22 protein-coding genes and 1 riboswitch are annotated in these 25,137 nt (G+C 60.3%); of the genes, 7 read left to right on the forward strand and 15 right to left on the reverse strand.

What is annotated here, in order from left to right; genetic code table 11:
• Window positions 1-93 precede the first annotated feature (93 nt).
• Together ACODTO_RS11375 and ACODTO_RS11380 are read right to left on the reverse strand one after the other, a co-directional pair.
• Entirely contained in the window at window positions 94-546 is a 453-nt protein-coding gene (locus tag ACODTO_RS11375) for a DUF1249 domain-containing protein (protein ID WP_024781420.1), read from the reverse strand.
• Window positions 537-1,154, reverse strand: coding sequence for an NUDIX domain-containing protein (locus tag ACODTO_RS11380; protein ID WP_175384636.1), 618 nt, complete (start codon window positions 1,152-1,154; stop codon window positions 537-539). The genes ACODTO_RS11375 and ACODTO_RS11380 overlap by 10 nt, the downstream gene beginning before the upstream one ends.
• Before the next feature lie 213 nt (window positions 1,155-1,367).
• Here ACODTO_RS11380 and ACODTO_RS11385 point away from each other — a divergent pair, with 213 nt between their 5' ends.
• Window positions 1,368-2,114, forward strand: a complete 747-nt coding sequence (locus tag ACODTO_RS11385; protein ID WP_489106437.1) for a DUF3298 domain-containing protein — start codon at window positions 1,368-1,370, stop codon at window positions 2,112-2,114.
• On the opposite strand, the gene cytX is transcribed toward ACODTO_RS11385, so the two are convergent.
• Both cytX and thiC read right to left on the reverse strand, forming a co-directional pair.
• The gene (gene cytX / locus ACODTO_RS11390) at window positions 2,083-3,375 is read right to left on the reverse strand and encodes a putative hydroxymethylpyrimidine transporter CytX (RefSeq protein WP_489106438.1); all 1,293 of its coding nucleotides are present in this window, start codon (window positions 3,373-3,375) and stop codon (window positions 2,083-2,085) included. The two genes, ACODTO_RS11385 and cytX, sit on opposite strands and share 32 nt — an antisense overlap.
• 169 nt (window positions 3,376-3,544) lie before the next feature.
• Entirely contained in the window at window positions 3,545-5,434 is a 1,890-nt protein-coding gene (gene thiC / locus ACODTO_RS11395) for a phosphomethylpyrimidine synthase ThiC (protein WP_024781424.1), read from the reverse strand.
• A gap of 161 nt (window positions 5,435-5,595) precedes the next feature.
• Window positions 5,596-5,701, reverse strand: a riboswitch (TPP riboswitch).
• A 154-nt stretch (window positions 5,702-5,855) separates the two neighbouring features.
• Here thiC and ACODTO_RS11400 point away from each other — a divergent pair.
• Window positions 5,856-7,295: a TolC family outer membrane protein gene (locus tag ACODTO_RS11400; RefSeq protein ID WP_139646800.1), complete on the forward strand. Its 1,440-nt coding sequence runs from the start codon at window positions 5,856-5,858 to the stop codon at window positions 7,293-7,295.
• 181 nt (window positions 7,296-7,476) lie between these two features.
• Here the strand turns inward: ACODTO_RS11400 and waaA are convergent, their stop codons facing one another.
• Window positions 7,477-8,757, reverse strand: a complete 1,281-nt coding sequence (gene waaA / locus ACODTO_RS11405; RefSeq protein WP_464710244.1) for a lipid IV(A) 3-deoxy-D-manno-octulosonic acid transferase — start codon at window positions 8,755-8,757, stop codon at window positions 7,477-7,479.
• Between the two features lie 22 nt (window positions 8,758-8,779).
• A complete protein-coding gene (locus tag ACODTO_RS11410; RefSeq protein ID WP_139646804.1) occupies window positions 8,780-9,670 on the reverse strand; it encodes a LysR family transcriptional regulator in 891 nt (296 codons plus the stop codon).
• A 103-nt stretch (window positions 9,671-9,773) separates the two neighbouring features.
• On the opposite strand from ACODTO_RS11410, the gene ACODTO_RS11415 reads away from it, so the two are divergent.
• The 4 genes from ACODTO_RS11415 to ACODTO_RS11430 all read left to right on the forward strand — a co-directional run bounded on the left by ACODTO_RS11415 (window position 9,774) and on the right by ACODTO_RS11430 (window position 13,366).
• Complete coding sequence (locus tag ACODTO_RS11415) at window positions 9,774-10,106, forward strand: DMT family transporter (RefSeq protein WP_139646806.1); 333 nt, start codon at window positions 9,774-9,776, stop codon at window positions 10,104-10,106.
• A gap of 276 nt (window positions 10,107-10,382) precedes the next feature.
• Window positions 10,383-11,558 (forward strand): NAD(P)/FAD-dependent oxidoreductase, encoded by a 1,176-nt coding sequence (locus ACODTO_RS11420; protein WP_489106439.1) that lies wholly within the window; start codon window positions 10,383-10,385, stop codon window positions 11,556-11,558.
• Entirely contained in the window at window positions 11,555-12,367 is an 813-nt protein-coding gene (locus ACODTO_RS11425) for an aldo/keto reductase (RefSeq protein WP_139646810.1), read from the forward strand. The genes ACODTO_RS11420 and ACODTO_RS11425 overlap by 4 nt, the downstream gene beginning before the upstream one ends.
• A 33-nt stretch (window positions 12,368-12,400) precedes the next feature.
• Complete coding sequence (locus ACODTO_RS11430) at window positions 12,401-13,366, forward strand: metal ABC transporter ATPase (RefSeq protein WP_139646812.1); 966 nt, start codon at window positions 12,401-12,403, stop codon at window positions 13,364-13,366.
• Window positions 13,367-13,368: 2 nt separating this feature from the next.
• Here the strand turns inward: ACODTO_RS11430 and ACODTO_RS11435 are convergent, their stop codons facing one another.
• From ACODTO_RS11435 to msbA, 6 genes are all read right to left on the reverse strand, one after another.
• Window positions 13,369-14,175, reverse strand: a complete 807-nt coding sequence (locus ACODTO_RS11435) for a hypothetical protein (protein WP_139646814.1) — start codon at window positions 14,173-14,175, stop codon at window positions 13,369-13,371.
• Between the two features lie 73 nt (window positions 14,176-14,248).
• Window positions 14,249-14,950 carry a hypothetical protein gene (locus ACODTO_RS11440; protein ID WP_139646816.1) on the reverse strand — a complete coding sequence of 234 codons (702 nt, stop codon included), beginning with the start codon at window positions 14,948-14,950 and terminating at the stop codon, window positions 14,249-14,251.
• A 5-nt stretch (window positions 14,951-14,955) separates the two neighbouring features.
• Window positions 14,956-15,930 carry a glycosyltransferase gene (locus tag ACODTO_RS11445; protein ID WP_139646818.1) on the reverse strand — a complete coding sequence of 325 codons (975 nt, stop codon included), beginning with the start codon at window positions 15,928-15,930 and terminating at the stop codon, window positions 14,956-14,958.
• Window positions 15,931-16,035: 105 nt separating this feature from the next.
• The gene (gene hldE / locus ACODTO_RS11450; RefSeq protein ID WP_139646820.1) at window positions 16,036-17,457 is read right to left on the reverse strand and encodes a bifunctional D-glycero-beta-D-manno-heptose-7-phosphate kinase/D-glycero-beta-D-manno-heptose 1-phosphate adenylyltransferase HldE; all 1,422 of its coding nucleotides are present in this window, start codon (window positions 17,455-17,457) and stop codon (window positions 16,036-16,038) included.
• Between the two features lie 100 nt (window positions 17,458-17,557).
• Window positions 17,558-18,145, reverse strand: coding sequence for an adenylyl-sulfate kinase (gene cysC, locus ACODTO_RS11455; RefSeq protein WP_139646821.1), 588 nt, complete (start codon window positions 18,143-18,145; stop codon window positions 17,558-17,560).
• 166 nt (window positions 18,146-18,311) lie between these two features.
• On the reverse strand, window positions 18,312-20,114 hold the full coding sequence (msbA, locus tag ACODTO_RS11460) for a lipid A export permease/ATP-binding protein MsbA (RefSeq protein WP_139646822.1): 1,803 nt from the start codon (window positions 20,112-20,114) through the stop codon (window positions 18,312-18,314).
• A gap of 154 nt (window positions 20,115-20,268) precedes the next feature.
• Here msbA and ACODTO_RS11465 point away from each other — a divergent pair, with 154 nt between their 5' ends.
• Window positions 20,269-22,125 (forward strand): bifunctional O-antigen ligase/aminoglycoside phosphotransferase family protein, encoded by a 1,857-nt coding sequence (locus tag ACODTO_RS11465; RefSeq protein WP_175384629.1) that lies wholly within the window; start codon window positions 20,269-20,271, stop codon window positions 22,123-22,125.
• Window positions 22,126-22,185: 60 nt separating this feature from the next.
• Here ACODTO_RS11465 and ACODTO_RS11470 read toward each other — a convergent pair whose 3' ends face one another.
• Genes ACODTO_RS11470 through ACODTO_RS11480 form a run of 3 tightly spaced genes read right to left on the reverse strand, consistent with a single transcriptional unit; the run spans window position 22,186 to window position 25,102 of the window.
• Window positions 22,186-23,070: a glycosyltransferase gene (locus ACODTO_RS11470; protein WP_489106440.1), complete on the reverse strand. Its 885-nt coding sequence runs from the start codon at window positions 23,068-23,070 to the stop codon at window positions 22,186-22,188.
• Window positions 23,067-24,221, reverse strand: coding sequence for a glycosyltransferase (locus ACODTO_RS11475; protein WP_139646924.1), 1,155 nt, complete (start codon window positions 24,219-24,221; stop codon window positions 23,067-23,069). The genes ACODTO_RS11470 and ACODTO_RS11475 overlap by 4 nt, the downstream gene beginning before the upstream one ends.
• Entirely contained in the window at window positions 24,218-25,102 is an 885-nt protein-coding gene (locus ACODTO_RS11480; RefSeq protein WP_489106441.1) for a DUF6625 family protein, read from the reverse strand. Before ACODTO_RS11480 ends, ACODTO_RS11475 begins: the two co-directional genes overlap by 4 nt.
• Window positions 25,103-25,137: the final 35 nt, after the last annotated feature.

A 25,137-nucleotide genomic window follows, 5' to 3' on the forward strand; every position in this document is an offset into this window, starting at 1 on the left:
CGATCACGCCATTGGATGAAGTCGCAATTATGCTGGGGATGATCGAAAGGGGAAACCCGTGAACCGGAACCGGTTCACAGACAGCGCACCGTACTAGCGAACCACTTCGAACTCGTGACCCAGCGCCAGGCAATGACTCAGCCACTCGCCCAGGAACAGATTCAACTGGGCCTTTTCGTCCGGCTGGTGCATCGAGGCATTGGGGTAAGGATAGATGCCACGAAAGCGTCTAGCATGTTCGGCGCTCACCACTTCGGCCATGCGCGCATCGTGATAGACCTGAACCTCCAGCTGCGGCACCGGCAGCCAGGGCAGGCTGTGTTCCTGGCGCACTTGCAAGGTGGTGGTGTACGGACAGGTCTGCAGCACTTCGAGCGCCAGCACCCCGAGCATCTGGTCGCCGTGGGTCACGGCGATGCGGCGCGGTGCCGGGTCGTTGCGCATGTCCGGCAACAAGCGCATCAGGCGGGCGTAGTTGGCCTCGCAGGCGGCTTGCAGCCCGACCAGATCGACGCGATAGCGATCGCGCAGCTTGCTTAAGACCATAGCCCCCTCACTTCATCGCGATTCAAGGCCAGCCATTGCAAGGCAATGATGCTGGCTGCGTTGCAGATCCGCCCGTCGCGTACCGCCTGCAAGGCATCCTCGAAAGCCCAGGCTTTCACGCGAATGTCTTCGGCTTCCTCCACAAGCCCATGCAGGCCGCTGGCCCCCGTGCTGTCGCAACGCCCCAGGTAAAGATGTACGAATTCATCGCTGCCGCCCGGCGATGGAAAATATTTGGTCATCGGCCAAAGCGCGGCGAAGTCCAGCCCAGCTTCCTCCTGCGCTTCGCGATGAGCAACTTCTTCCGGTTGCTCGTCCTTGTCGATCAGGCCCGCCACCAGCTCCACCAGCCAAGGGTTGGGGGTCTTGCCCATGGCACCGACACGAAACTGCTCGATCAACACCACCTCATCGCGCTGCGGGTCGTAGGGCAAAACGCACACCGCGTCATGGCGCACGAACAATTCACGGCTGATTTCACGGCTCATGCCGCCGGCGAACAACTCATGGCGCAGCTGGACGCGATCGAGCTTGTAGAAACCCTGGTAGCAGCTGTCGCGTTTGACAATGTCCACGATGGTCGGTGTGGCGTTGGCGAAATCAGTCATGGCAGTCCTCGTCTGGAGCAATCGATTCGAGGTTCCTACCTCGGCTTCGCGCCATCCTAACGCGCCGGTACCCTTTGATGCAGCCCCTTTCCTCTCATCGGGATGGACGGCGGGAGGTGAAAGAATTCTAATGAGTTTAGTGGCGAACTGATTGCCCTGCTGACAGTCGAAGCGGGTAACTTTTTGCCTTTCCCTGTTTCATGAAGGACGCCCATGTCGCTTTTCAGAATTGCTTCGCTGGCCGCCATTGCCCTGACACTGGGTGCCTGCCAAAGCCTGTTCCAACCCAACTACCGCACGCCACTGGACTCCACCCGCGATGCCTCCGAGCAATTGCAACCAGGCTGCGCCAGCGCCGACTGCCCCTTGGTGAACATCGACACCGTGCACTTTCCTGCCGAGCCCGCCCTGGACGGTATCGTCGAAAAGCGCCTGCTGCAAATGACCCGCATCACACCCGACGCCCCGGTGGCGCCTACGCTGGCGGCGTATCGCGAGCAGTTCTTGCGCAGCGCCCCGCCGCGCACCAGCAGCTACTTGCAGGCCAAGGTACGTGAGCAACATGACGGCCTGGTGATCATCGAGCTGTCCAGCTACCTGGACACCGGCGGTGCCCATGGCACGCCAGGGCGCGGTTTCATCAATTATTCGCGCCAGCAGCACAAGGTACTGGCGCTGTCGGACATGCTGCTGCCGGGCCAGGAAGAAGCCTTCTGGAAAGCGGCTCAGGTGGCTCATAACAGCTGGCTGATCAGTACCAAGCTGGATCAGGAGCCGGAGTTCCTGAAGCAGTGGCATTTCCAGAAAACCCAAAACGTGGCGCTGACCTACGGCGGGGTGATCCTCAAGTACGAAACCAGCACCATTGCACCTTACGCCCTGGGCCACATCGAACTGAAGATCGCTTACCCGCGCCTCAATGGCATTCTCAAGCCCGAGCTGTTTCCCGGCCGTAGCTGAAAGCCCGGCCCAGCAACAGTTGCAGCAGCCCTGCCAGGACCAGTGACGGCAGGGTTGCGCCGATATCCGGGTAGAAATTGGCCAGCAAGTGGTAAGTGCTCACCCCGCCCAGCCAGGCCAATAGCGCCGGCCAGCGCAAGGAAGTGGATACCACCTGGCTGCGGCGTTTACGCAGGATGAAGTGGTCCACCAGCACCACGCCGAACAGCGGCGCGAACACCGAGCCGATCAGCAGCAGGAAATTCTGGTACTGCGCCAACGGCGCGAAACAGGCGACCAGGGTGCAGATGACGCCGATCGCCAACGCCAGATGCTCGACCTTCAACCCCGACAACATGCCGCTGGACACCGCTGCGGAATGGATGTCGGCGAATGCGTTTTCCGACTCGTCCAGCAGAATCAGCAGCAGGGGAATGCCCAATCCCGCGCCCGCCAGGGCCAGCAACAGCGCGTTGACTTCACCGCTCGGCGCGAACGCCAGGGTGTAGGCGACACCCAGGCTCATCAGCCAGAAGTTACCGATGAAGAACCCCAGCGCCGTGCCACCGAAGACATTCCTGGCGCGTTTGCCGAAGCGCGAATAGTCGGCAATCAGCGGCAGCCAGGACAACGGCATGGCAATCGCGATATCGAAGCCCACGGCCAAGGGCATCGAGCCGTCGCCGGCCTGGGCCCACAGCGCCGCCAGGTCGGCCTTGGCGAACAGGTTCCAGGTCAACCAGGTGCACGCCGCCAGCAGCAGCCAGATGCCCCACTTGCGCAACACTTTGCGCACGAAGGTCAGCGGCCCGCTCACCGCGAGCAAGGTGGCCAGGACGCCGAAGAACAAGGTCCACAGCAGCGGATTCGCCCCGAGGCTGCCTTCGCTGAAAGCCCGGGCGCCCAGCAGGCTGGCGGCGTCGCGCATGACGATGATCTCGAACGAGCCCCAGCCGATCAGCTGCAGCAGATTCAACACCGCCGGCACGCTCGCGCCCTTGCCGCCCAGGCTGAGCTTGAGGGCGGCCATGGCCGACAGGCCGGTGTCGCTGCCGATCACCCCGACGGCTGCCAGCAGCAGGACGCCCACCAGTGTGCCGAGGAAGATCGCCAGCAACGAACCGCTCAGGCCCAGGCCCGGCGCCAGCAAGGCCCCGACCTGCAAGACCATCAGGCCGATGCCGAGGGAGAACCACAGGGAGAAGAGATCGCGCGCGCCGAAGACACGTTTGTCCGTGGGGATGGCGATGTCGGGGGAGTAGGTGCTGGGTTGGATGTTCAAGGGGGTTGTCTCAGAGAGATATTTGTTGTTTTAGCGACCGCTATCGCGAGCAGGCTCGCTTCCACAAGGGGCCGGCGGCAGGCACAGGATTTGTGCACACCGCGATCCACTGTGGGAGCGAGCCTGCTCGCGATGGCGGCGGTGAAAACACCGCCGCCATCAGCTCGGATCACACTTTCTTGTAAAGCTGACTACCTTCCTGCTTGAACCGCTCAGCCTGCTCCGCCATCCCTTGGGCGACGTCCACATCCACCGCCTCGATGCGCTGGTTGGCCGCGTACTCGCGGACTTCCTGGGTAATCTTCATCGAGCAGAACTTCGGCCCGCACATCGAGCAGAAATGCGCGACCTTGGCCGAGTCCTTCGGCAGGGTTTCGTCGTGGTACGAGCGAGCGGTGTCCGGGTCCAGGCCGAGGTTGAACTGGTCTTCCCAGCGGAACTCGAAGCGCGCCTTGCTCAGGGCGTTATCGCGGATCTGCGCACCTGGATGGCCTTTGGCAAGGTCGGCCGCGTGGGCGGCGATCTTGTAGGTGATGATCCCGGTCTTCACGTCATCCTTGTTCGGCAACCCCAGGTGTTCTTTCGGGGTCACGTAGCAAAGCATGGCGCAGCCGAACCAGCCGATCATCGCCGCACCGATACCGGAGGTGATGTGGTCGTAGCCCGGCGCAATGTCGGTGGTCAGCGGACCGAGGGTGTAGAACGGCGCCTCGTCGCAGCACTCCAGCTGCTTGTCCATGTTCTCCTTGATCAGTTGCATCGGCACGTGGCCCGGGCCTTCGATCATGCATTGCACGTCGTGCTTCCAGGCGATCTTGGTCAGCTCGCCGAGGGTTTCCAGCTCACCGAACTGCGCTTCGTCGTTGGCGTCGGCAATCGAGCCCGGACGCAGGCCATCGCCCAGCGAGAAGCTGACGTCGTAGGCCTTCATGATTTCGCAGATGTCTTCGAAATGGGTGTAGAGGAAGTTTTCCTTGTGGTGCGCCAGGCACCACTTGGCCATGATCGAACCGCCACGGCTGACGATGCCGGTGACGCGCTTGGCGGTCATCGGTACATAGCGCAGCAGCACGCCAGCGTGGATGGTGAAGTAGTCGACGCCCTGCTCGGCCTGTTCGATCAGCGTGTCGCGGAACAACTCCCAGGTGAGGTCTTCGGCCACGCCGCCGACTTTTTCCAGGGCCTGGTAGATCGGCACGGTGCCGATGGGCACTGGCGAGTTGCGGATGATCCACTCGCGGGTTTCGTGGATGTGCTTGCCGGTGGACAGGTCCATCACCGTGTCCGAACCCCAACGAATGCCCCAGGTCAGCTTCGCCACTTCTTCTTCGATGGACGAACCCAGCGCGCTGTTGCCGATGTTGCCGTTGATCTTCACCAGGAAGTTACGGCCGATGATCATCGGTTCCAGTTCGGTGTGGTTGATGTTGGCCGGGATGATCGCGCGGCCCCGGGCGATTTCGTCACGGACGAATTCCGGCGTGATGATCTTCGGTACGCTGGCGCCGAAGCTGTGGCCGGCATGTTGCTGGTCCAGCAGGCCAGCGGCGCGGGCCACTTCCAGCTTCATGTTTTCGCGGATGGCGACGTATTCCATCTCGGCGGTGATGATGCCTTTGCGCGCGTAGTGCATCTGGCTGACGTTGGCACCGGGCTTGGCGCGACGTGGATTGTTCACGTGGGCGAAGCGCAGCTTGGTCAGCTCCGGGTCGGCCAGGCGCTCCTGGCCGAAGTTGGAGCTCAGGCCAGCCAGGCGCTCGGTGTCGCCACGGGCCTCGATCCAGGGCGAACGCACGTCGGCCAGGCCTTTGCGCACATCGATGATCACGTTCGGGTCAGTGTACGGGCCCGAGGTGTCATACACCGTCACCGGCGCGTTGATTTCGCCGCCGAAGTCGGTCGGCGTCACGTCGAGGCTGATTTCGCGCATCGGCACGCGGATATCCGGGCGGCTGCCCTGGACATAGATTTTTTGCGAGCGGGTAAAAGGCTGAACCGATTGCTGATCGACCTGGGCCGAATCACTGAGGTTGATCGCGTTTTTTGATTTTGTCGTCATCACGGGTTCTCCAGACACACATCCAGGCAGTGGATTTTTGTCGGAGCGAACCTGTAGCGAATGGACGCAATCCTGCACGACAGTGCGGACGCTGTGCTTGATGCACGAGTGTGTTCGAGGGTCGAACAACATCCCGGACGAAGCACAAGAGGACTCGCCGGGTGACGAGAAATCTTGTTCCCTACGCAGGCCTTAACCTGATCAGGTTCAACGGGATCCGAAATTATTCGATCTCAGCCTCATAGCAAGGCACCCCGACAAGAACCCGGCCAGTCTAGACACAACCACCGCAGAACGCCATCACCGCAGCAAAAGGCGTGATGAATGGCGCATATACAGGATTGTTGCCGTGCCCGTGCGCAACTACACTCGCTACGCCGCGCCTCTTGTGCGCAATCATTTGAGAAGTAGGGATCGCCTCATGCTGCGCAAACTCTCACTGGCCCTTGCCGTGTCTTGTGCGTCCAATGGAATGGCCTGGGCTGCCGAAGCGCCCTTATCCACCCGGACCGATCTGGTGAGCGTGTACCAGGAAGCGGTGGATAACAACGCCGACCTGGCCGCTGCCCGCGCCCAGTACGGTGCCCAGAAAGAAGTGGTGCCCCAGGCCCGTGCCGGGTTGTTGCCCAACCTGTCGGCCGGTGCCGACCTGAACAACACCCGTACCGAGCTCGACCAGCCGGCGCTGACCGCCACCCGCAGCGCCACGGTTTACCAGGCCACGTTGTCCCAGCCCATTTTCCGGGCCGACCGCTGGTTCCAGTTGCAGGCGGCAAAATCCGTCAACGAACAAGCGTCGCTGCAACTGTCGGCCACCGAGCAGAACATGATCCTGCAGAGCGCCGAGAGCTATTTCAACGTACTGCGCAGCCAGGACAACCTGGCCTCGACCAAGGCCGAGGAAGCGGCTTTCAAACGTCAACTCGACCAGTCCAACGAGCGCTTCGACGTAGGCCTGTCGGACAAGACCGACGTGCTGCAATCCCAGGCCAGCTACGACACTGCCCGCGCCAACCGGATCCTTGCCCAGCGCCAGGTCGAGGATGCGTTCGAAGCATTGATCACCCTGACCAACCGCCAGTACAACTCGATCCAGGGCATCGTCCACACGCTGCCGATCCTGCCGCCGGTGCCGAATGATGCCAAGGCCTGGGTCGACACCGCGGCCAAGCAGAACCTCAACCTGCTGGCCAGCAACTACGCCGTCGACGCCGCCGAAGACACCTTGCGTCAACGCAAGGCCGGTCATGCACCCACGCTCGACGCGATAGCCCAGTACAAGAAAGGCGACAACGACGGCCTCGGCTTTACCAACCCGAGCCCGACCGGCCAGCGTTACGGTGGCGATGCCGAGCAGCGCACCATCGGCCTGCAGTTGAGTATCCCGATCTACAGTGGCGGGCTGACCAGCTCCCAGGTGCGCGAGTCCTACTCGCAACTCACCCAGACCGAGCAGCAGCGCGAAGGCCTGCGCCGGCAGGTGGTGGAGAACACCCGCAACCTGCACCGCGCGGTGAATACCGACGTGGAACAGGTCCAGGCCCGGCGCCAGTCGATCATCTCCAACCAGAGCGCGGTAGAGGCCACGGAGATCGGTTATCAGGTGGGGACTCGCAACATCGTCGATGTGCTGGATGCCCAGCGCCAGCTGTACACCTCGGTGCGCAACTACAACAACGCCCGCTACGACTACATCCTCGACAACCTGCGCCTCAAGCAGGCCGCCGGCACCCTCAGCCCCGCCGACCTGCAGGACCTGTCACGCTACCTCAAGCCCGACTACAACCCGGACAGGGACTTCCTGCCGCCAGACCTGGCGCAGGCGGCGGAGCAGCAATTGCGTTCGCGGCCGGCGCAGTAAGCAACAGTAACCCTTGTGGCGAGGGGATTTATCCCCGCTGGGCTGCGCAGCAGCCCCAAAACCTGCCAGCGCGGTGTGTGAGGTAGTTTGAAGGGGGGGCGCTTCGCACCCCAGCGGGGCGGTGCGACGTTTCGCTAAATCCCCTCGCCACAGATAAATCTCCTCGCCACAAGAGCAATGATCACCGTTCGGAGATCAACCGCCCCAACCCCTCCAGCAACCGCTGCAACGCGCCCTGATTGGTGCGCATCACCTTCAACCCCGCCTCGGCCATGCGCTGCGCATCCCGGGGCAGTTCGAACAGGCGTTGTATCGCCCAGGCCAGGCTCTCGGCATCTTCGACTTCCTGCAACGCCCCGGCGCTGCGCAGTTGCGCGGCGATTTCGAGGAAGTTGAACAGGTGCGGCCCACTGAGCACCGGCTTCGACAGCGCCGCCGGCTCCAGCAGATTGTGGCCGCCGTTGGGCACCAGGCTGCCGCCCACGAACGCGCTATCGGCCAACGCGTAGAGGAACAGCAGCTCGCCCATGGTGTCGCCCAGCAACACCGAGACTTGCGCGGTAACGGGCTGCGCGCTGGAACGCCGGACCGTGGCAAAGCCTTCGCTTTCACACAACCGGTGCACCGTGTCGAAACGCTCGGGATGACGCGGCACCAGGATCAGCAACGCATCAGGGTAACTGTCGAGTAGCCGACGGTGCGCGGCCAGCACTACCTCGTCTTCGCCCTCATGGGTGCTCGCAGCGATCCAGACCGGGCGATCTGTCGCCTGCCATTGGCTGCGCAAGGCACTGGCGCGTTCGAGCAGTTGCGGGTCGATGGTCAGGTCGTACTTGATGGAACCGGTGACCTCGACGGTCTCGGCCCGGGCGCCCAACTGGCGGAAACGTTCGGCCTCGGCTTCGGTCTGGACGGCAAACAGGCTCATCTCGGCCAGCATCGGCCGGGTGAGTTTGGGGAAACGGGCATAGCCCCGGGCCGAACGCTCTGACAAACGCGCATTCGCCAAGGCCACGGGAATACCGCGCTTGGCGCATTGATGGATGTGGTTGGGCCACAGCTCGGTTTCCATGATCACCGCCAGCGTCGGTCGCACCCGATCAAGAAAACGCCTGGCAGCGCACGGCAAATCGTAGGGCAAATAACAATGTTGAATGCGCGGCTCATTGGCGAATAACGCCTGGATCCGCTCCGAGCCGGTGGGCGTCATGCAGGTCACCGTGATCGGCAACTGTGGATAACGTTGCAACAGGGCGCGAATCATCGGCGCGGCAGCGATGCTTTCGCCCACCGACACCGCATGGACCCAGATGCCTCCCTGGGTCATGACCGGCAGGCCCCAGGAAAACCGCTCGCCGATGCGCCGGGCATACGCCGGCGCCTTGCGCGCCCGCAACCACAGCCGAATCGCCACCAATGGCAGCCCCAGGTAAAACAATGCGCTATAGAGAGTTCTGTTCATGGCGGCGGAGTTTATCGGTTTTTCAGCCGATCGCCTGCAACTGCACGGCAAAACGTTCCGCCAGCCAGCGCGCAGCCGGGCCCAAGGGTTCGTCGCGACGCCAGACCAGCTCCACCACCAGGGCCGGCGGGGTCCATTCGCTGTTGAGTTCGACCATGTCGCCCAGGTACGCCGGATACTGCACCACATGCCGCGGCAGCCAGGCCCAGCCCAGGCCACTTCTCAGCCATTCGGCCAGGACGTAAAAGCTGTCGGCACGCCAGACCTGCGGGCTGGCCTGCTCGCTGCCGGGATAGACACTGGACTGGGTCGCCATCAGCAACTGCCGGTGCCGGGCCATTTCCCGACAGGACACGTAGTCGTGGTTGGCCAACGGATGCCCTTTGCTACACACCGTGACCATCTCGACGCTGCCCAACACTCGGCGCTCCAGCGCTTCGGGGATCTGGTCGTGGTAGAACAACAAGCCCAGGTCAGCGCGACGCTCCACCAGTTTGCGCGCCACATCGCCCTGGGCGGCACTGGCCAGTTGCACCTCAAGGGTGGGGAATTGCTCGGCCAACGCCGCCAGGCTGTCGATGACCGGTTGATAGGGCATGGCCTCGTCCTGGGCCAGGCGCAGCGACGCCTCCTGCCCGCGCATCAAGGCCAGGGCCCGGCCATTGAGGCGCTCACACTGGCGCAACACCTCCCGCGCTTCCTCCAGCAATGCCTCGCCGGCATCCGTGAGCTTCGGCTGACGGCCGCTGCTGCGCTCGAACAGGCTGACGCCTAAATCCGCCTCCAGCAAGGCAATCGCGCTGCTGACGGCCGATTGGGCCTTGCGTTGATCCCGGGCCACGGCGGAGAACGAACGCTGTTCGGCGACGCCCACGAACAGTCGCAATTGCTCAAGATTCCACTCAACGTTCATGACCCAACCTATCTCATTAACAGATAGGTAATGACTTTACCGCATCTAGCCGCGCACTAGAATGGCGACATCGAAAGACGCAACAGTCAAAGAGGTTACGCCCATGAACGCTTACTACTACCTCGCTATCGCCATCTGCGCCGAAGTGATTGCCACCGTTTCGATGAAAGCGGTGAAAGGCTTGAGCACACCCCTGCCCCTGATACTGGTGATCGCGGGCTACGGCATCGCTTTCTGGATGTTGACCCTGGTGGTGCGCAGCGTCCCGGTAGGCGTGGCGTATGCGGTCTGGGCCGGGATGGGCATCGTCATGGTCAGCGTCGCGGCGCTGTTCATCTACGGGCAGAAGCTCGACGTGCCGGCAATGCTGGGGATGGCGCTGATTGTGCTGGGGGTTGTGGTGATCCAGCTGTTCTCCAAGACTGCTGGTCACTAAGAAACACGAAACACCTCTGCATGAAATACGATTGTGGCGAGGGGATTTAGCGAAACGTCGCACCGCCCCGCTGGGGTGCGCAGCGCCCCCCTTCAAACTACCTGGCACACCGCGCTATCAGGTCTTGGGGCTGCTGCGCAGCCCAGCGGGGATGAATCCCCTCGCCACAGGGGATCTCCCTCGCCACAGTTTTGGCGGCTGCCCCTGAATGGGTGGCCAAACTCAGTTCATCGAGTCTGTATACTGCGCCTTCGTCTTGAACACTGAGGTCGCTGCATGCCATCCGTAATTTCCACCGACGTGCTGATTGTCGGCGCCGGAGTCGCCGGCCTCTGGCTGAATGCACGCCTGCGTCGCCTGGGCTATTCGACCGTGCTGGTGGAAAGTGCCAGCCTCGGCGGTGGGCAGAGCGTCAAATCCCAGGGCATCATCCATGGCGGCGCCAAATATGCGCTGCATGGTGCCCTGACCGGCGCCTCGGAAGCCATCGCTGACATGCCGCGCCGTTGGCGTGAAGCGCTCGGTGGCGACGGCGAGCTGGACCTGTCCGGCGTGCGCCTGCTGTCCGAAGCCCATTACCTGTGGTCTCCTGGCACCCTGGCCGGCAATCTCACCAGCTTTTTCGCCAGCAAGGCCGTGCGCGGGCGGGTCGATCAGGTCAAGGGTGAGCAACTGCCACCGGCCCTGCAGGACAAGCGTTTCAAAGGCAAGGTCTATCGCCTGGCCGAACTGGTGGTGGATGTCCCCAGCCTGATCGAACGCCTGGCGGAACTGGCCGGCGACAGCCTGCTCGCCGGCCAGCACATCGAACCGCTGCGCGAAGCCGGCGAACTGATGGGTCTGAAGGTGGACGGTCGCGAGATCCGTGCCCAGCGCATTGTCCTCAGTGCCGGGGCCGGTACCGCCGACCTGCTCGCTGCCTTGGGCCTGGACCAGCCGGCCATGCAGCGTCGGCCCTTGCACATGGTGCTGGTCAAGGGACCGAGCCTCAAGCCGCTGTATGCCCATTGCCTGGGGGGCGGGCCGAAGCCGCGCATCACCGTCACCACTCACCCGGCCGCCGATGGCCAATGGGTCTGGTACCTGGGCGGCGACATCGCCGAAGCCGATGGCGTGGCCCGCGAACCCGCCGCGCAGATCGCCACCGCGCAAAAGGAACTCGGACAGTTGCTGCCCTGGGTCGACCTCACCACCGCACAATGGGCCACCTTGCGGGTCGATCGCGCCGAACCCCTGCAATCGGGTCTGACCCGCCCGGACAACGCCTTCCTCGCCGAGCAGGATCGCCTGTTGGTAGGCTGGCCGACCAAGCTGGCCCTGGCCCCGGACTTTTCCGACCGGGTGATTGCCGCACTGCAACAAGGCGGTATCACCCCCAGCCACCCGGCCCCGCTACCGGACCTGCCGAAACCGCCCATGGGCGTGCCGGCGTGGGAGCAGTTGCTGCCATGAGCCAGCCGACCCTGCACGATTTCTATCGCTCCCTGGGCACCCACGGCCCGAAGGTTTCTCCCCTGGGCCTGGGCACCGTCAAGCTTGGTCGCGACCAGGGGGTCAAGTACCCCAGCGGTTTCCGCATTCCCGATGACGACGAAGCACGCATGCTACTCAAGCTGGCGCGTGACCTGGGCATCAACCTCATCGACACCGCGCCGGCTTATGGCCGCAGCGAAGAACGCCTTGGCCCGCTGTTGCGCGGTCAGCGCCAGGACTGGGTGATTGTCAGCAAGGTCGGCGAAGAGTTCAGTGACGGGCAGTCGCGCCACGACTTCAGTGCCGCCCACACCCGTTTCTCGGTGGAGCGCAGCCTCAAGCGCCTGGAGACCGACTATATCGACCTGGTACTGGTGCACTCCGACGGCAATGACCTGGCGATACTCAACGGCAGCGAGGTCTACCCGACCCTGGCGGCGCTCAAGCGCGAGGGCAAGATCGGTGGCTTCGGTTTCTCCGGCAAGACAGTCGAGGGTGGCCTGAAGGCCCTCGAGCAGGGCGATTGCGCCATGGTTACCTACAATCTGAACGAACGAAGCGAAACCGCTGTCATTGACTACGCTACCGAGCACGGCAAAGCCATCCTGGTGAAGAAAGCCCTCGCCAGTGGTCACGCCTGCCTGAGCCCAGGCGTGGACCCAGTCCAGGCCAGCTTCGAGCTGTTGTTTGAGCACCCAGGGATCGCCAGTGCTATTGTCGGCACCATCAATCCGCTGCACCTCGCCCATAACGTCGCGACCGTAGCCAAGGTCCTACGTAAAAACTGACGCCGCTTCACGCGGTTTTTAGCAGGAGCCGATATGCCGCGCACGCTCATCAGGAAGAACCCGAGCAACTTCAAGACCCTGCCGCTGTTCGTCGAAGCGACCCCCGAAGGCCTGACTTACCAGAGCGTCGGGATGCCGCTGAACTTCGCCCAGACCTTGCAACGCCGCCGCCCCGTGACGGTGGCCGATGCCGAACGTTTTTCCCTGGAGCTGGCGAACCTGGGGGTCTCGGTGCGCCTGACCCTGCAGTGGCAGAACCGCGACTATTGGGTGTTGGTGCGCCAGCGTCGGCAGGATCGCGGCGACGTGGTGCTCAAGCTGATCTCCGGTTATGTCCCGGCCCACGAACTGAACCTGCCGTTACTCACCGCCATCAGTGAAATTGCCGAAGAATGCCTGCTGGAAACCCCTGAAGGCTGGCTCGGCGGGCGATTCAACGACACTTGGCTGCCAGCGCCCTATGCCACGGCCTTGCACTATCGCGAGGCATTGCCGTTTCGGCTGACACCGCTGTCGGGCTCGGCCCGTCCGGTGCGCAGCGCCAATCTGCAGTTGATTGAGCGGCCAAGGGCTTATGTGCACCTGCCAACGGCGTCACTGCAACTGATCTACGATTTGCGCCTGGAAGTGCCCAAGGAAGCCAAGTCACTGAGTCTGTTTCACGTCGATGAACGCCTGGAGGGCGACCAACTGGTGGCGCGCCTGGACCGCAAGCGGCCGGACCTTTACCTGATGCCCCTTGAAGACGGCAAGCCAACGGGTGAGCTCTACACACTCAAACGCGATCAACTGGTTCCGGCCGGCACACGCGGCCTGCATCTGGCCGAAAGCTTCGCCAGCCAGGAAGGCTGGGTGGTTCGCGAAGAGCGCATCCGCTGGAAGGACTGGACCGCGCAGCAAGGTCTGACCTCCCCTCCTCCCCATCGCCAGGGTCTGACCAAACTACGCAAGAAGGCCCTGGGCCTCATGCGCATGGTTCGCGGGACGCTGCAAAAATAGCGTCACGCCGAACGTCGTTTATCGATATAGGTACGCCAGCGGGCAAGTAGATGGAAATAGCGATTTTCACGCTTGCCCATGCCCCGCTTGGGCGAGAACGATTCCTCGGCGAAGGCGCCGTCGATTCGCACTCGTGACGCGGTGGTTGGCAGGGTGCAAACCTTGACCCCTGACTGCTGCAGGGCATATTTGAGCAGTCGTTCGGAATGCAGCTTCCTGCCTGTTGCCTGGCAAAAATCGAAAATGTGCTCGATACGCTTGCCGTAGGCACGGTAGGCATCACGCCCACAGATCGAAAAACGATCATTCAAACCGCCCCACCATTGCCAATCGGGGATATAGGCATTCGCCCTGCGGGCAACAGAATGATCGAACACGTAAGCCGGAAGCGCCGTGTGGTAAAAATTGTCGGGACGTACGAACACGACAAAATCCGGATCGAACGACTCCATCATTTCCGTCACGGTGTGCAGGGAGTTGAGCTGATAGATCAGGTTCCTGAGCGAAGCGTACTCGTCTGCCCAGGTGTCGCCCAGGGCCTTGACCCGTTCGAAGTCCCAACGCTCCAGAACCCCCTCGGTGGAATGGAGCTGGCCGGTCATGGTGCTGAACGGCGCATAATTGTCGGTACTTAGCTCGCCCCGCTCGCCAGAACGCGGGTTGTGCACTTCATCGATTTTGTACAGGTGGTAGAAACACTGCACTTCGCTTCCCGCGGGGATCTGTCCCAGGACGTTCTCCCGGATGGAGGGAAAGCAAATCGCCGAGTTTCTCGGGATACCAAAAAATGCCACCGCAACTTTCAACACGCGTTCTGTCCCGACCATAAAGAAGAAAATGCCCGCAGCGGCGCATCAGCTGGTTCGACGTGACCCGCCGAACTCAGCGACGACGGAACCACCGATGCCACCAACGGCTACGTTGCAACGGCACGACCGTCACGTCAGCTTCCAGCAGCCATTGCCGCTCATAATCCCAGGCGTGTCCGCCCCAGAGTTTTCCTGCTTCGTTGGAGAAACCCAGGGTCATCAACTGATAGGTATAGCCTGCATGCCCACGCAACCAATCAAAGACCACTAGCGCATTGAAGCCTGTTGAAGGACCGACATAGCGCTTGCCGCCAGGCCTGTCGACCGGGTAGTTCCACAACGGAGGCAGCGGAATGCGCTCGCGATATAGGGTGACACCCGGCAGCGGCGACATGGGCGCCGTGCACCCCACCAACATCGTGAAGCAGCGCGCCACGGCCAGCTCGAATAATTGCTGCACTTCGGGCTTGTACGGCAGACCAAAGAAATACGCATCGGGGGCGTTGAAACCATGCACCAACACATTGACGCTCTGTCGGTTGAGCAGCGCCGAGTTCAGGCAGGTGTTGAACGTCACGACTACATCGTCACTACCGATACCGAGCGCCTGGAAGTCCGCCGCCGTGATCGCCGGATTGTTCGCCACCAGCAGCACTCGTGATGCTTTGCCCAGGCAATCCTTCAATGCCTGAGGGATCGCGTCGAATACCGACTGATCGCCACCAGGCAGCCGGTCAAGGGCCATCTCGCCGGATTGAGCAGCGCGCTTGTCCATGTCGTCTACCCCGGCACCCGCATACCATAGCGAAGCTTGACCCACCAGCGGATGAGCGCCGAGGGCGGCTGCCAAGGGCGCATCTCTCGCTGGATTTCTGCAGCCAGATCCTGCCCGACGCGAGCGAATGAATAGCGGCTTTCGGCGAAGGCCTGGCCCTTGCTGGCGATCCGCGCCGCCAGTTCCGGCTCACGCTGCAGCAACTCCAGCTTCTGCACCGCTTCGCCCTCGGAATGGTAGAACACCACGTTCTCCATGTCCTCGAAACCGAGCAACTTATCCTCTTCACCCTGGCTCCAGGCCAATAGCACACACCCGCAGGCCATGGCCTCGAAGTTCTTGATCATGAACTCCCCCATGCCCAGGTCGGCGCTGACGAAGATCTTGATGCGATTGAGGGTTTCCAGGTACTCGCGACCCGATGCGGTACGCGTCACGAGCATGCCAGTACGCCTGGCCAGAGACTCGAGCAAGGTTTTACGCTGGGCATATTCGGTGCTCTTGAGACTTCCGAGGAACCCGACGGGAATATCGCGAACGCTGCCCGTGTTGTGCAGCATCTGTTCGTCATAACCCTTGGATACGAACACCGCATCGATGTCCTCGGCCTGCATCCGGCGGGCAACTACAGCACCCGATACCAACGCACGACAACTTGGCAACCGACGATACAAACGTGAGTAGACGCTTCTGTATTTACTTTCGCGCATATAGTTCTGATAAGCATCATGCTCGAGGAAGATCAGACCCGGAATGCACTTCAATACGCTCAACTGCCGGACCAGACGCTTGACCCGCGAGAAAATCACTACCCGATCGAAGTCCTGGTAATTAACCGACGCCAGGAATGGGCCGAGATTCATCTGCTGCTGTTTACTCAAGCGATAGATGACGCAGTCGTCGCAATTCTCCCGTGCCACCTCATAGAGGCGATCAAGGATCACACGCTGTTCATCCATCACCAAGAGCATGACTTTCATACTAATCGACCACAAACAAAATAAGGTAGGGGGATGGACGGGGGCTATCGTCCAGAGTGGACAGACGCTCCGCTCGCGCCTTCCGGGGGTGAATCCAGGTTTAATTCAACGACCGCGAATCTTCTCGACGATGGCCGTAGTCGAACTGTTTTCTACCAACCCCAAGACCTTCACGGTACCGCCATAAGCCGCGACGATGTCAGCCCCCACGACCTGATCGATCCCGTAGTCACCGCCCTTTACCAGCACATCGGGCTTGACCTGGCGCAGCAGGCTTTCCGGTGTACCCTCGCTGAAGCTGATGACCCAGTCCACCGCACCAAGGCCGGCCAGGACTGCCATTCGCCGGTCCACACTATTGATCGGGCGGCCCGGCCCCTTTAGGCGGCTCACCGACGCATCGTCATTGACCGCTACGATCAGGCGATCGCCCTGGGCCCTGGCCTGTTCGAGGTAGGTCACGTGGCCGGCATGCAGGATGTCAAAGCAGCCGTTGGTGAAAACGATTTTTTCATTGTGGGCACGGGCGTCGTCAACCGCCAGCAACAGTTGCTCCAAGCCCAGCACACCGCGCTCGGAACCTTCCTCGCGTTGAATGGCGCGACGCAGCTCGGGGGCGCTGATGGCGGCCGTGCCAAGCTTGCCAACAACGATGCCCGCAGCCAGATTCGCCAGGGCCACCGCGTGGGGCAGTTCCTCACCGGCAGCGATGGCAGCAGCCAGGGTCGAGATCACGGTGTCACCAGCGCCCGTTACGTCGAATACTTCTCGAGCGCGGGCTGGCAGGTGCAACGCAGGATTACCAGGGCGCAGGAGGGTCATGCCATGCTCGCCCCGGGTCACCAGTAACGCGCCCAAGTCAAGTTCCTGCATAAGCTGCGCGCCCTTGCTCACCAGCTCGTGCTCATCGGCGCAACCGCCGACGATGGTTTCAAACTCGCTGAGGTTCGGGGTGATCAAACTGGCGCCACGATAGATGGAAAAGTCCTTTCCCTTGGGATCGGCCAGGACCGGAATGTTTCGGGCACGGGCCGCTTCGATCAACGCTCGGTGGTTTTTCAAGGCACCTTTACCGTAGTCCGACAACACCAGCACCTTGACGCCTTCAAGCAGGCTTTCAACATCAGCGACCAGCGCCAGGGGGTCGGTGGCAAAAGGCTCTTCGAAATCGATCCGCAGAAGTTGCTGGTGCCTGCTCATGACCCGCAGCTTGACGATGGTCGGTTGGTGCGCAACGCGTTGGAGTTTCGCCCTCACGCCCGCGCCCTTGAGACTGTTACTCAGGCTGTCGGCGGCCTCGTCGTCCCCGGTCACGCCCACGAGGGAGGCCGGGGCGCCGAGGGCGGCGATGTTCAGAGCAACGTTGGCGGCTCCGCCGGGACGATCCTCAATGTGCTCGACCTTCACCACCGGCACTGGCGCCTCAGGAGAGATCCGCGAGGTACCGCCATGCCAATAGCGGTCGAGCATGACATCGCCGACCACCAGTACAGGGGCTTGATCGAATCGCGGCATGGACAACTTCATGGAGCATCCCACATACAAAATGAACAGGGGCGCGATATTAGCACAGGGTTGAACGAAGACTTATCCGTGACTGCAATAGGATCCCGGTGCGCGTGCTCGATCAGCCCAGCAGCAAGGTCAATAGACGCTGACAAGCCTGAGCCAGCTCGACCTCATCGGTATTGATTTCGCAGTCAGGTTCAAGCGGAACTTCGTAAGGGCTGTCGATCCCGGTAAAATTCTTGATCCGCCCAGCACGGGCTTCGCGGTACAGCCCCTTGGGATCGCGCTCGGCACAAACCCCGAAAGGCGTGCTCACATAAACCTCCACAAAGGTGCCCTGGGAGAATAATTGTCGGGCCGCTTCCCGGTCTGCGCGAAAGGGAGAAATTGCGGCAACGATGACGATCAACCCCGCATCGACCATCAGGCGCGCCACCTCAGCGATGCGCCGGATATTTTCCTTACGGGACTCGGCATCCATGCCCAACCCTCGACACAGCCCCTGGCGCAAGTTATCGCCGTCCAGCAGCGACGTATGCAAGCCTCGCTGGTTGAGCTGCACTTCCAGGGCGTTGGCCAGGGTCGACTTGCCCGCCCCCGAGAGCCCGGTCAGCCAGATGCAACGTGGTCGCTGGGCTTTGATGAAGGCCCGATCCTGGGGCGTGACAGCTGACGCAAGGGAGCGTATCCGTGAATGTTGCTTCATACCTTTGACGCCTCATCCATAGCCGTGCATCTCATGGTCACGTGAGCGGACCCGCCGGATCACCGGATCAGTTGACGGCCCGCCCTAAGCATAGCTTCCCACAAGGCTGCGTACGGCCAGCCAGACGAGGTTCAAACGACCCCCTCTGTCAAAGCGAGCCTGCAGCTCAGGCAATATCCTGACCCGGAACATCCAGCCCCATGGCGTTCAAGCGTGCGTAATAGCCGTTCTGCGCCAGCAGCTCGCCGTGAGTCCCACGTTCGACGATGCGCCCCTGATCCATCACCAGGATCAGGTCGGCTTTTTCGATGGTCGACAACCGGTGGGCAATCACCAAGGTCGTCCGGCCCTTCATGACCTGATCCAGTGCGGACTGGATATGCCGCTCGGACTCGGTATCCAGGGCCGAAGTAGCCTCGTCGAGAATCAACAGCGGAGCATTTTTCAAGAGAGCCCTGGCGATAGCCAGACGTTGACGCTGACCACCGGAAAGCAGCACACCGTTTTCACCGACCTGGGTATCCAGGCCTTGAGGCAATTGCCTGATGAAGTCCATGGCATAAGCGTCTTGCGCTGCCCTCTCGATATCGACGCGCGGCGCACCGGCCAGGTCGCCATAGGCAATATTGTTGGCAACCGTGTCGCTGAACAGCGTTACGTGCTGGGTCACCTGAGCAATATGACGGCGTAGGTTCAACAATTTGTACTGCTCGATTTCAACGCCATCGAGCAGGATCTCACCGTCATTGTGGTGATAGAAGCGAGGGATCAGGTTGGCCAGGGTGGACTTGCCGCTGCCCGAGCGCCCCACAAGCGCAACCATTTGTCCTGGTTCCACCGAAAAGCTGATGTCATCGAGCACCTGCCTGTCGGTATCCGGGTAGGTGAAGCTCAAATGGCGCACATCGAGCCGCCCGCTAACGGCATCACGCTCTACGGTACCGGTGTCGGTTTCCGGCGTGACATCCAGTTGTTCGAAAATACTTTCCGCACCGGCGACGCCTTTCTGGATTGTGGAGCTGACTTCCGACAACTGGCGGATGGGCTTGGGTAGCAGACCAGCCAAGGTAATGTAGGCCACCATGTCGCCCGCCGAAGCATCGCCGCGCAGAAACAGGACCAAGAACATCAGCGCGGCCATCGCACTGTAGATCACCAGTTGCAGCAATGGCGTGTAGATAGCTCCGGTACGCGTCATTCGCAACTGTTTGTCGGTGTTGCCCTGGCTGGCCTCGAGGAAGCGCTTCTGCTCATAGACCTCACCTCCGAAACTGCGCACCACGCGATAGCTCTGGATGGTCTCGGAGGCGACATGTGTCACATCCCCCATCGCCGCCTGGATTTTTTTGCTCTGCTTGCGAAATTTCTTGCTCGCGGTGCGGACCATGACCGCAATCAGCGGCAAGATCGCCACCATCACCAGGGTGAGGCGCCAGTTCATGAACAACAGCGAGGCGAACAGGAAAACTACCGTCATGCCTTCACGGATAACGACCTTGATCGCATCTGTTGCCGCCCCGGTTACCATCGTCACGTTGAAAGTGATGCGGGAAATCAGATGACCCGAGTTATGTTTGTCGAAATAGCGATTGGGCAACGTGAGCAGGTTGTTGAATAGCTGCACCCGCAGATCATGCACCAGTCCCAGCGAAACCTTGGCCAGGAAATAGTTGCCCAGATACGAACCCAACCCCTGCCAGGCAGCAATCAAAATGATCAGCAGCGGCACCGCCTGTAATAACTGCAGGTCCCGCAGGTATGGCACCGTCGGAAACAGCACCGCGTTCGGATTGGACAGGCCATCGACGAAATACTTGAGAATATAGCCAAGCATGGGCTGGGTAGACGCGAAAATCAGGAACCCGACGATACTCAACCCGAACAAGCCGATGTAAGGCTTCACGTAGCCGAGCAGGCGGAAATAGACTTTCAAGCTTGAGGGGCTTGCTGGGGAACTGGAATCGGCCATATCACGCGAATGTCGATAAAAAGGTCGCTGACTTTAACACAGCTTCTTCGGTGTTCTGGCAAACCGGTAAGGCTGTTATTGTTACGCCGCTACGAAATACTCCATAGCCATCACCGTGAATGGTCCACTTGATTACGAAAATGAATTCCTGAGCATGCTATCCAAGCACTACGCCCCCGCCCATAGGGTTTTCGATTTCATCTGCCTGTGGATTCTTCCGCTTGGCTTCCTGCTGCTTTTGTGCGCCTTGTTCTTTGTGCCGGGGCGCAGCCAGCACCATAAATTATTCTATGGGTTGTTCAGCATACCTGCCCTGATAGCCTTGTGCCTCAGGCCAAGCATGCTAAAAGAACTGGCCCGTGAGCCGATTTTCGTCGCTCTGGTCGTTTTCGTCAGCTGGGCGCTGATCAGCTTGTCGTGGGGGCCCGAGATCGACAGTATCGGGCGCCCGATCAAAACAGTACTGCATACCCTGCTACTGTTTGCCGGGTGTCATCTACTGGTGCGCTATCGCGGCGACCTGCTTCACCCTCTGTTGTTCGGCGCAGCGACGATAGCCCTGGTCGCCTCGCTCTATAATTTGTACATGTTTGCCAGGATATATGAGCCGGGAATGCGCTTGATCGGCTCCGGCGCCCTCGACAATCCGCTGCTCAGCTCTCACCTGTACGGGTTCTTTTGCGTTTACTGGATCAGTCTGGGCATGCTCTGGAGAAATCGCCAGATACTCTGGCTTTCTGTGCCTGCCACCCTAGTCATGCTGGCAGCCGTCGCCGCTACTGGCTCAAGAACGCCCTTGGTCGCATTGACCGCAGCCATTATCTGGATAGGTATCCTGTGTTGGAATCGTCGCTCGATGGCGTTGTTCGGGCTTCTAGCTCTGGGCGCAATCATCGCAAGCGTATGGTTCAACAGTATGATTTTTGCCCGTGGAGACTCATTTCGCCTGGAAATCTGGCAGATAGCCCTACAAATGATCGCCCAGCATCCCTGGATTGGGCACGGTTACGGGGCGGACTTTGAGGTTGATCCAGGCTTGGGCTACATGCTCTCCGAACCCCATAACTTTGCCCTTGGCGTGTTGTACTACGTCGGAATCGTCGGGCTGGTACCATGGATTTTCTTCCAGGCCTGGGGATTATTGAGCAGTTGGCGTTACCGGAATCATCCCTTGTTTATCGTGGCCTCCACTTGGCTGGTATACGGCATGAGCGCAGCGCTCACAGAGGGCGGAGGCATCCTGTCCAGGCCGAAGGAGCATTGGTTCCTGCTGTGGATTCCACTGGCCCTGATCGCTGCCCTGAGTATCAATTACCGCGCCAGACGCCTGCTGGATACTCCTGTGGAAAGGTTGACTCCGCAAGCCTTGGAAACGCTCTCGGCGGGTGCTCAGGTGATTGAATCCGATGGGCTTGGCCCAAAGGTCCTGCGTTTGTCCGGGGGAGATTTCCTCAAACTGTTCCGAGCACGTCGTTGGTACACCTCGGGCGGCTTCAATCCTTATTCCGAACGCTTTATCGTCAACAGTCAGTTGTTGCGAAACCTGGGCATCCAGAGCCCGACGATACTCGCGCTGTACCATTTGAACGACGGCAGCAGTGCAGTGCACTACGTCCCCTTGCCAGGAATGACCGTTCGCCAAGCGATGAAAGACGCTGCGACGCCTGCGCAACGCCACTCCCTAGTCCAGGGCTTTGGAAGATTCCTCGCGCAATTGCATGAACGAGGCGTTTACTTCCGATCCCTGCATATGGGCAATGTACTGGTCCTGGAAAACGGCGAATTCGGCCTGATCGATATTGCCGACATGTACGTATATCCGTCTTCGCTCAGGCTCGCGCTTCGCCAGCGCAACTTGCGCCATATGCAGCGCTATACGGAGGATTACGGCTGGCTTTTTGAGCAACACCTTGATGCGCTGCTTGATGGTTACGCCATGATCGCCTCGAAGCCGGCGGTCGATGACCTGCAAAAACGCATTCTGTCGAGAGACAGACCGGCCCGGGCGTGATGATCCCGTCGTTCGACATTGAACGACGATATCAGCCATCTCGGACCCTTTGAGCGCGGTTCAGTGCTTTTCCAGCGGACAAAAAAACATGCGCCCCAGGCCACGCCAGGTTTTTTTGTTCCAAGCCCTGAAAGGAACCTGCCTCAGTAGCTCACGAGCGAACACGTGGTCGCGGTTCGACATTTTCAGGAACATGGAATTAAGGAACTTGTAGCGCACTTGGTCATAAAGCGGATGATCGCTGAACAAGGCGTAGGTACGCAGAATGCTATCGGTCATGAACCGATGATTCTTGTAGGAGTTGGTAGCGTGCTTGCGATAGCGCGCCATCAATACACTCAGGCCATCAATGTAATACCCGGCCCGGGTCACCTTCAGCTCAATCAACAGATCTTCAAGGCGAATTTCCGGATCGAACCCTCCAACCTTCTCCAGCGCCTCGCGACGTATCATTAGGGTCGGTGCCGGCGGATAAGGCTTGCGCTCCATGAACATATCTTCGAAATCGAGCCGTCGAAAAGGTACGTCGCGGTTCTGGCGGTTCTCAGGGTACAGATTCCCTTCGGCATCAATCAACTCGATGTTGCCTGCACAAATGCCGACTTCAGGCTTGCCATCCATGTAGGCCACTTGAGTGGCAATTCGCTCGGGCAGCATGATGTCGTCGGAACCAAATGGCACAATCAGGCTGCCTGTGGCGCGTGCAATCGCTCCGTTAAGCGTATTGGTCAACCCCTGGTTCTGCTGGACCCGGAAGTCGAAGCCATGGGCCGCCTGCAGACGCTGGATACGTTCAACGCTGTCATCGGTGGAGCCGTCATCAATCACCATCAACTCGATGTTCGGATAGGTCTGTCCCAGCACACTGAGAATGCATTCTTCAATGTAGCGACCATGGTTGTAGGACGCGATGATCACGGTGACGACAGGCTGTGCGGCACTCATGGCTGCTCCTTACAGGTCTCATTCAGGCCGGTCTCGATCAACTCAAGGTATTTCCGACGGAACACTTCAATATCGTGCTGTTCAACAAGGTAGCGATAAGCTCGCTCGCCACAGGCCTTGAGTTCGGCATCCGACAGTCCCAGATAGGTATCGAGCGCCGTTATCAGACTCGGCACATCACCAGGCTTTACCGCCAAGCCTCCGGCACCTTGAATCAATGGCAACATTGCAGGCACATCAGAAGCGATCACCGGTAGATGTCCGCTCATTCCTTCCAGCAGCGCCAGGCCCAGGCCCTCGGCCAGGGAGGGCATGGTCCAGATATCGAAGGCCCTGACATATTGAAGGGCGTTTTCCTTGAAACCGAGCAGATGCGCGCGATCAGCCAGGCCCAATTGCTTGATCTGCGCGGCCAGACGGGACTCTTCACGCCCGGCACCGATGATTGCCAGCTGCGTGGTGGGGTATTTGTCCTTGAGTGCGGCAAAAGCCTGCAGCAAGTAGGTATGTCCTTTGACGGGCACCAATCGCCCCAAGGCGCCAACCAGTCTCACCGAAGGGCCGATACCCAGCATCTCGCGAGCGCGCTCGCGTGAATGCTGCAAAGCTTCCGCCTGCTGGATATCGATGGCATTGGTGATGGCGTAAGTATTGGACTCGGTGAATCCACAATGACAATCCAGGAGATACTGCTTGACGGCCGGCGATACGCCGACGAACCGCCAGTGTTGGTCCACCTGTCGCTGCGTCTGGCGACGGCGATAGAACCGATCATACTCTCCGAACCCGTGGGCAATGCCGATACACAACGGGATTTTCAACCATCGATTGAGCTGCAGCATCATGTTGACGGGCTTGAAGCGGTTGCACACCACGACATCGAATTTTTCCGCGCGGCAGAACTGGTACAGCCGCCACATCGCACGAAGGCGTATGCCCTTGAGTGACTTGTCCGAAAACTCGAAATAAACCGATCGATCGGCCCGACTGACCGCCTCGCCAGGCCCTGGGCGACCGCGCAGAAAAGCCGCCGTTACCTCGTAGCGCTCACGCGGAAGGGCCTTGACGATCTGCTCCGCCAGATCGGCGAAATCATGCTGCTTTACGTTGTAGTCCGGCTGCAACTGCAGCACTTTCAAACGCGGGCTCATAGTGCTCCTTGATGGAAACCTGTGGCGTCGATCATCCAGGCCGACTCTGTCGCCAGCCTTCGCATCCAAACAGGATCTGGCTCGGGCAGCGCCGACCAGTCGTTACGTTTCCAGCAGACGAAATGAAAATAGGGGAACGCTCGGTCCTCATCCCGATCATTGGTCAGGCGACCATTGCGCCAGAACCAGCGAAGGGGAAAATCCTCAGTACCGTCGTGCCATTTTATGCACCCGCCCGGCGTGCTGAATGCCTCGGTGAACTCACTGCGTCGACGCCATGGATTGAACTTGCCGACCAAGGAAAACAGCGGTTCGGGAAAGTTCTTTCTCCACATGAAAATACGGCTGAATGCCCCTTCGTCCAAGGCATGGTGCTGATCATCCATGAAGCGATGTTGCCAACTCTTAATCAGCTTGAACGCCTCACGCATGCTCGCAACGTTGCGTATCAGACACAGATGCCCCGCAACGCGTCGCTCATGGGTTGAAAACAAGTCATGGGCCGCCAGGCGCTCGGCCGTAAAGTATTGCCGAAGGTCACCGTACACCAGGTCGATGTCGCCAAAGCCCCAGAAATCGTAACCTTCGAGGCGATCCGCATGGATATAGCCAAGGGCAGGCTTGATATCACACAGCTTATAAGCCTGCGTTGGCCTGAACTCGATATGTAGCCGCTCGGAAACCAACTGGCAGTACGCCTCGAATGTGATGGTCTCGACAGTCACATTAGAAGGGAGATGCTGCGGCACGCCACAATCACTGAATAACAGCCAGTCAATATCGGGGTTACGCCGACAACTTTCCAGAAACAAAGGCATCCAGAAAGGCCAACGCCCGAAATACGGAATGATAAAAAGAATACTCGGGCAAGAATTGATCACGACAAGCTCACATCCATCTGGGCGAGGACACTGGA

The sequence above is a fragment of the Pseudomonas sp. FG13 genome, from assembly GCF_057809755.1.

Coding starts and splice junctions, on each gene's coding strand:
- ACODTO_RS11415 (WP_139646806.1), top strand. CDS start 9,774: ATGAACGCTTACTACTACCTCGCTATCGCCATCTGCGCCGAAGTGATT.
- ACODTO_RS11425 (WP_139646810.1), top strand. CDS start 11,555: ATGAGCCAGCCGACCCTGCACGATTTCTATCGCTCCCTGGGCACCCAC.
- ACODTO_RS11385 (WP_489106437.1), top strand. CDS start 1,368: ATGTCGCTTTTCAGAATTGCTTCGCTGGCCGCCATTGCCCTGACACTG.
- ACODTO_RS11475 (WP_139646924.1), bottom strand. CDS start 24,221: ATGAGCCCGCGTTTGAAAGTGCTGCAGTTGCAGCCGGACTACAACGTA.
- ACODTO_RS11465 (WP_175384629.1), top strand. CDS start 20,269: ATGCTATCCAAGCACTACGCCCCCGCCCATAGGGTTTTCGATTTCATC.
- ACODTO_RS11375 (WP_024781420.1), bottom strand. CDS start 546: ATGGTCTTAAGCAAGCTGCGCGATCGCTATCGCGTCGATCTGGTCGGG.
- ACODTO_RS11445 (WP_139646818.1), bottom strand. CDS start 15,930: ATGAAAGTCATGCTCTTGGTGATGGATGAACAGCGTGTGATCCTTGAT.
- thiC (WP_024781424.1), bottom strand. CDS start 5,434: ATGACGACAAAATCAAAAAACGCGATCAACCTCAGTGATTCGGCCCAG.
- ACODTO_RS11410 (WP_139646804.1), bottom strand. CDS start 9,670: ATGAACGTTGAGTGGAATCTTGAGCAATTGCGACTGTTCGTGGGCGTC.
- hldE (WP_139646820.1), bottom strand. CDS start 17,457: ATGAAGTTGTCCATGCCGCGATTCGATCAAGCCCCTGTACTGGTGGTC.
- waaA (WP_464710244.1), bottom strand. CDS start 8,757: ATGAACAGAACTCTCTATAGCGCATTGTTTTACCTGGGGCTGCCATTG.
- msbA (WP_139646822.1), bottom strand. CDS start 20,114: ATGGCCGATTCCAGTTCCCCAGCAAGCCCCTCAAGCTTGAAAGTCTAT.
- ACODTO_RS11470 (WP_489106440.1), bottom strand. CDS start 23,070: ATGAGTGCCGCACAGCCTGTCGTCACCGTGATCATCGCGTCCTACAAC.
- ACODTO_RS11380 (WP_175384636.1), bottom strand. CDS start 1,154: ATGACTGATTTCGCCAACGCCACACCGACCATCGTGGACATTGTCAAA.
- ACODTO_RS11420 (WP_489106439.1), top strand. CDS start 10,383: ATGCCATCCGTAATTTCCACCGACGTGCTGATTGTCGGCGCCGGAGTC.
- ACODTO_RS11400 (WP_139646800.1), top strand. CDS start 5,856: ATGCTGCGCAAACTCTCACTGGCCCTTGCCGTGTCTTGTGCGTCCAAT.
- cysC (WP_139646821.1), bottom strand. CDS start 18,145: ATGAAGCAACATTCACGGATACGCTCCCTTGCGTCAGCTGTCACGCCC.
- ACODTO_RS11430 (WP_139646812.1), top strand. CDS start 12,401: ATGCCGCGCACGCTCATCAGGAAGAACCCGAGCAACTTCAAGACCCTG.
- ACODTO_RS11440 (WP_139646816.1), bottom strand. CDS start 14,950: ATGGACAAGCGCGCTGCTCAATCCGGCGAGATGGCCCTTGACCGGCTG.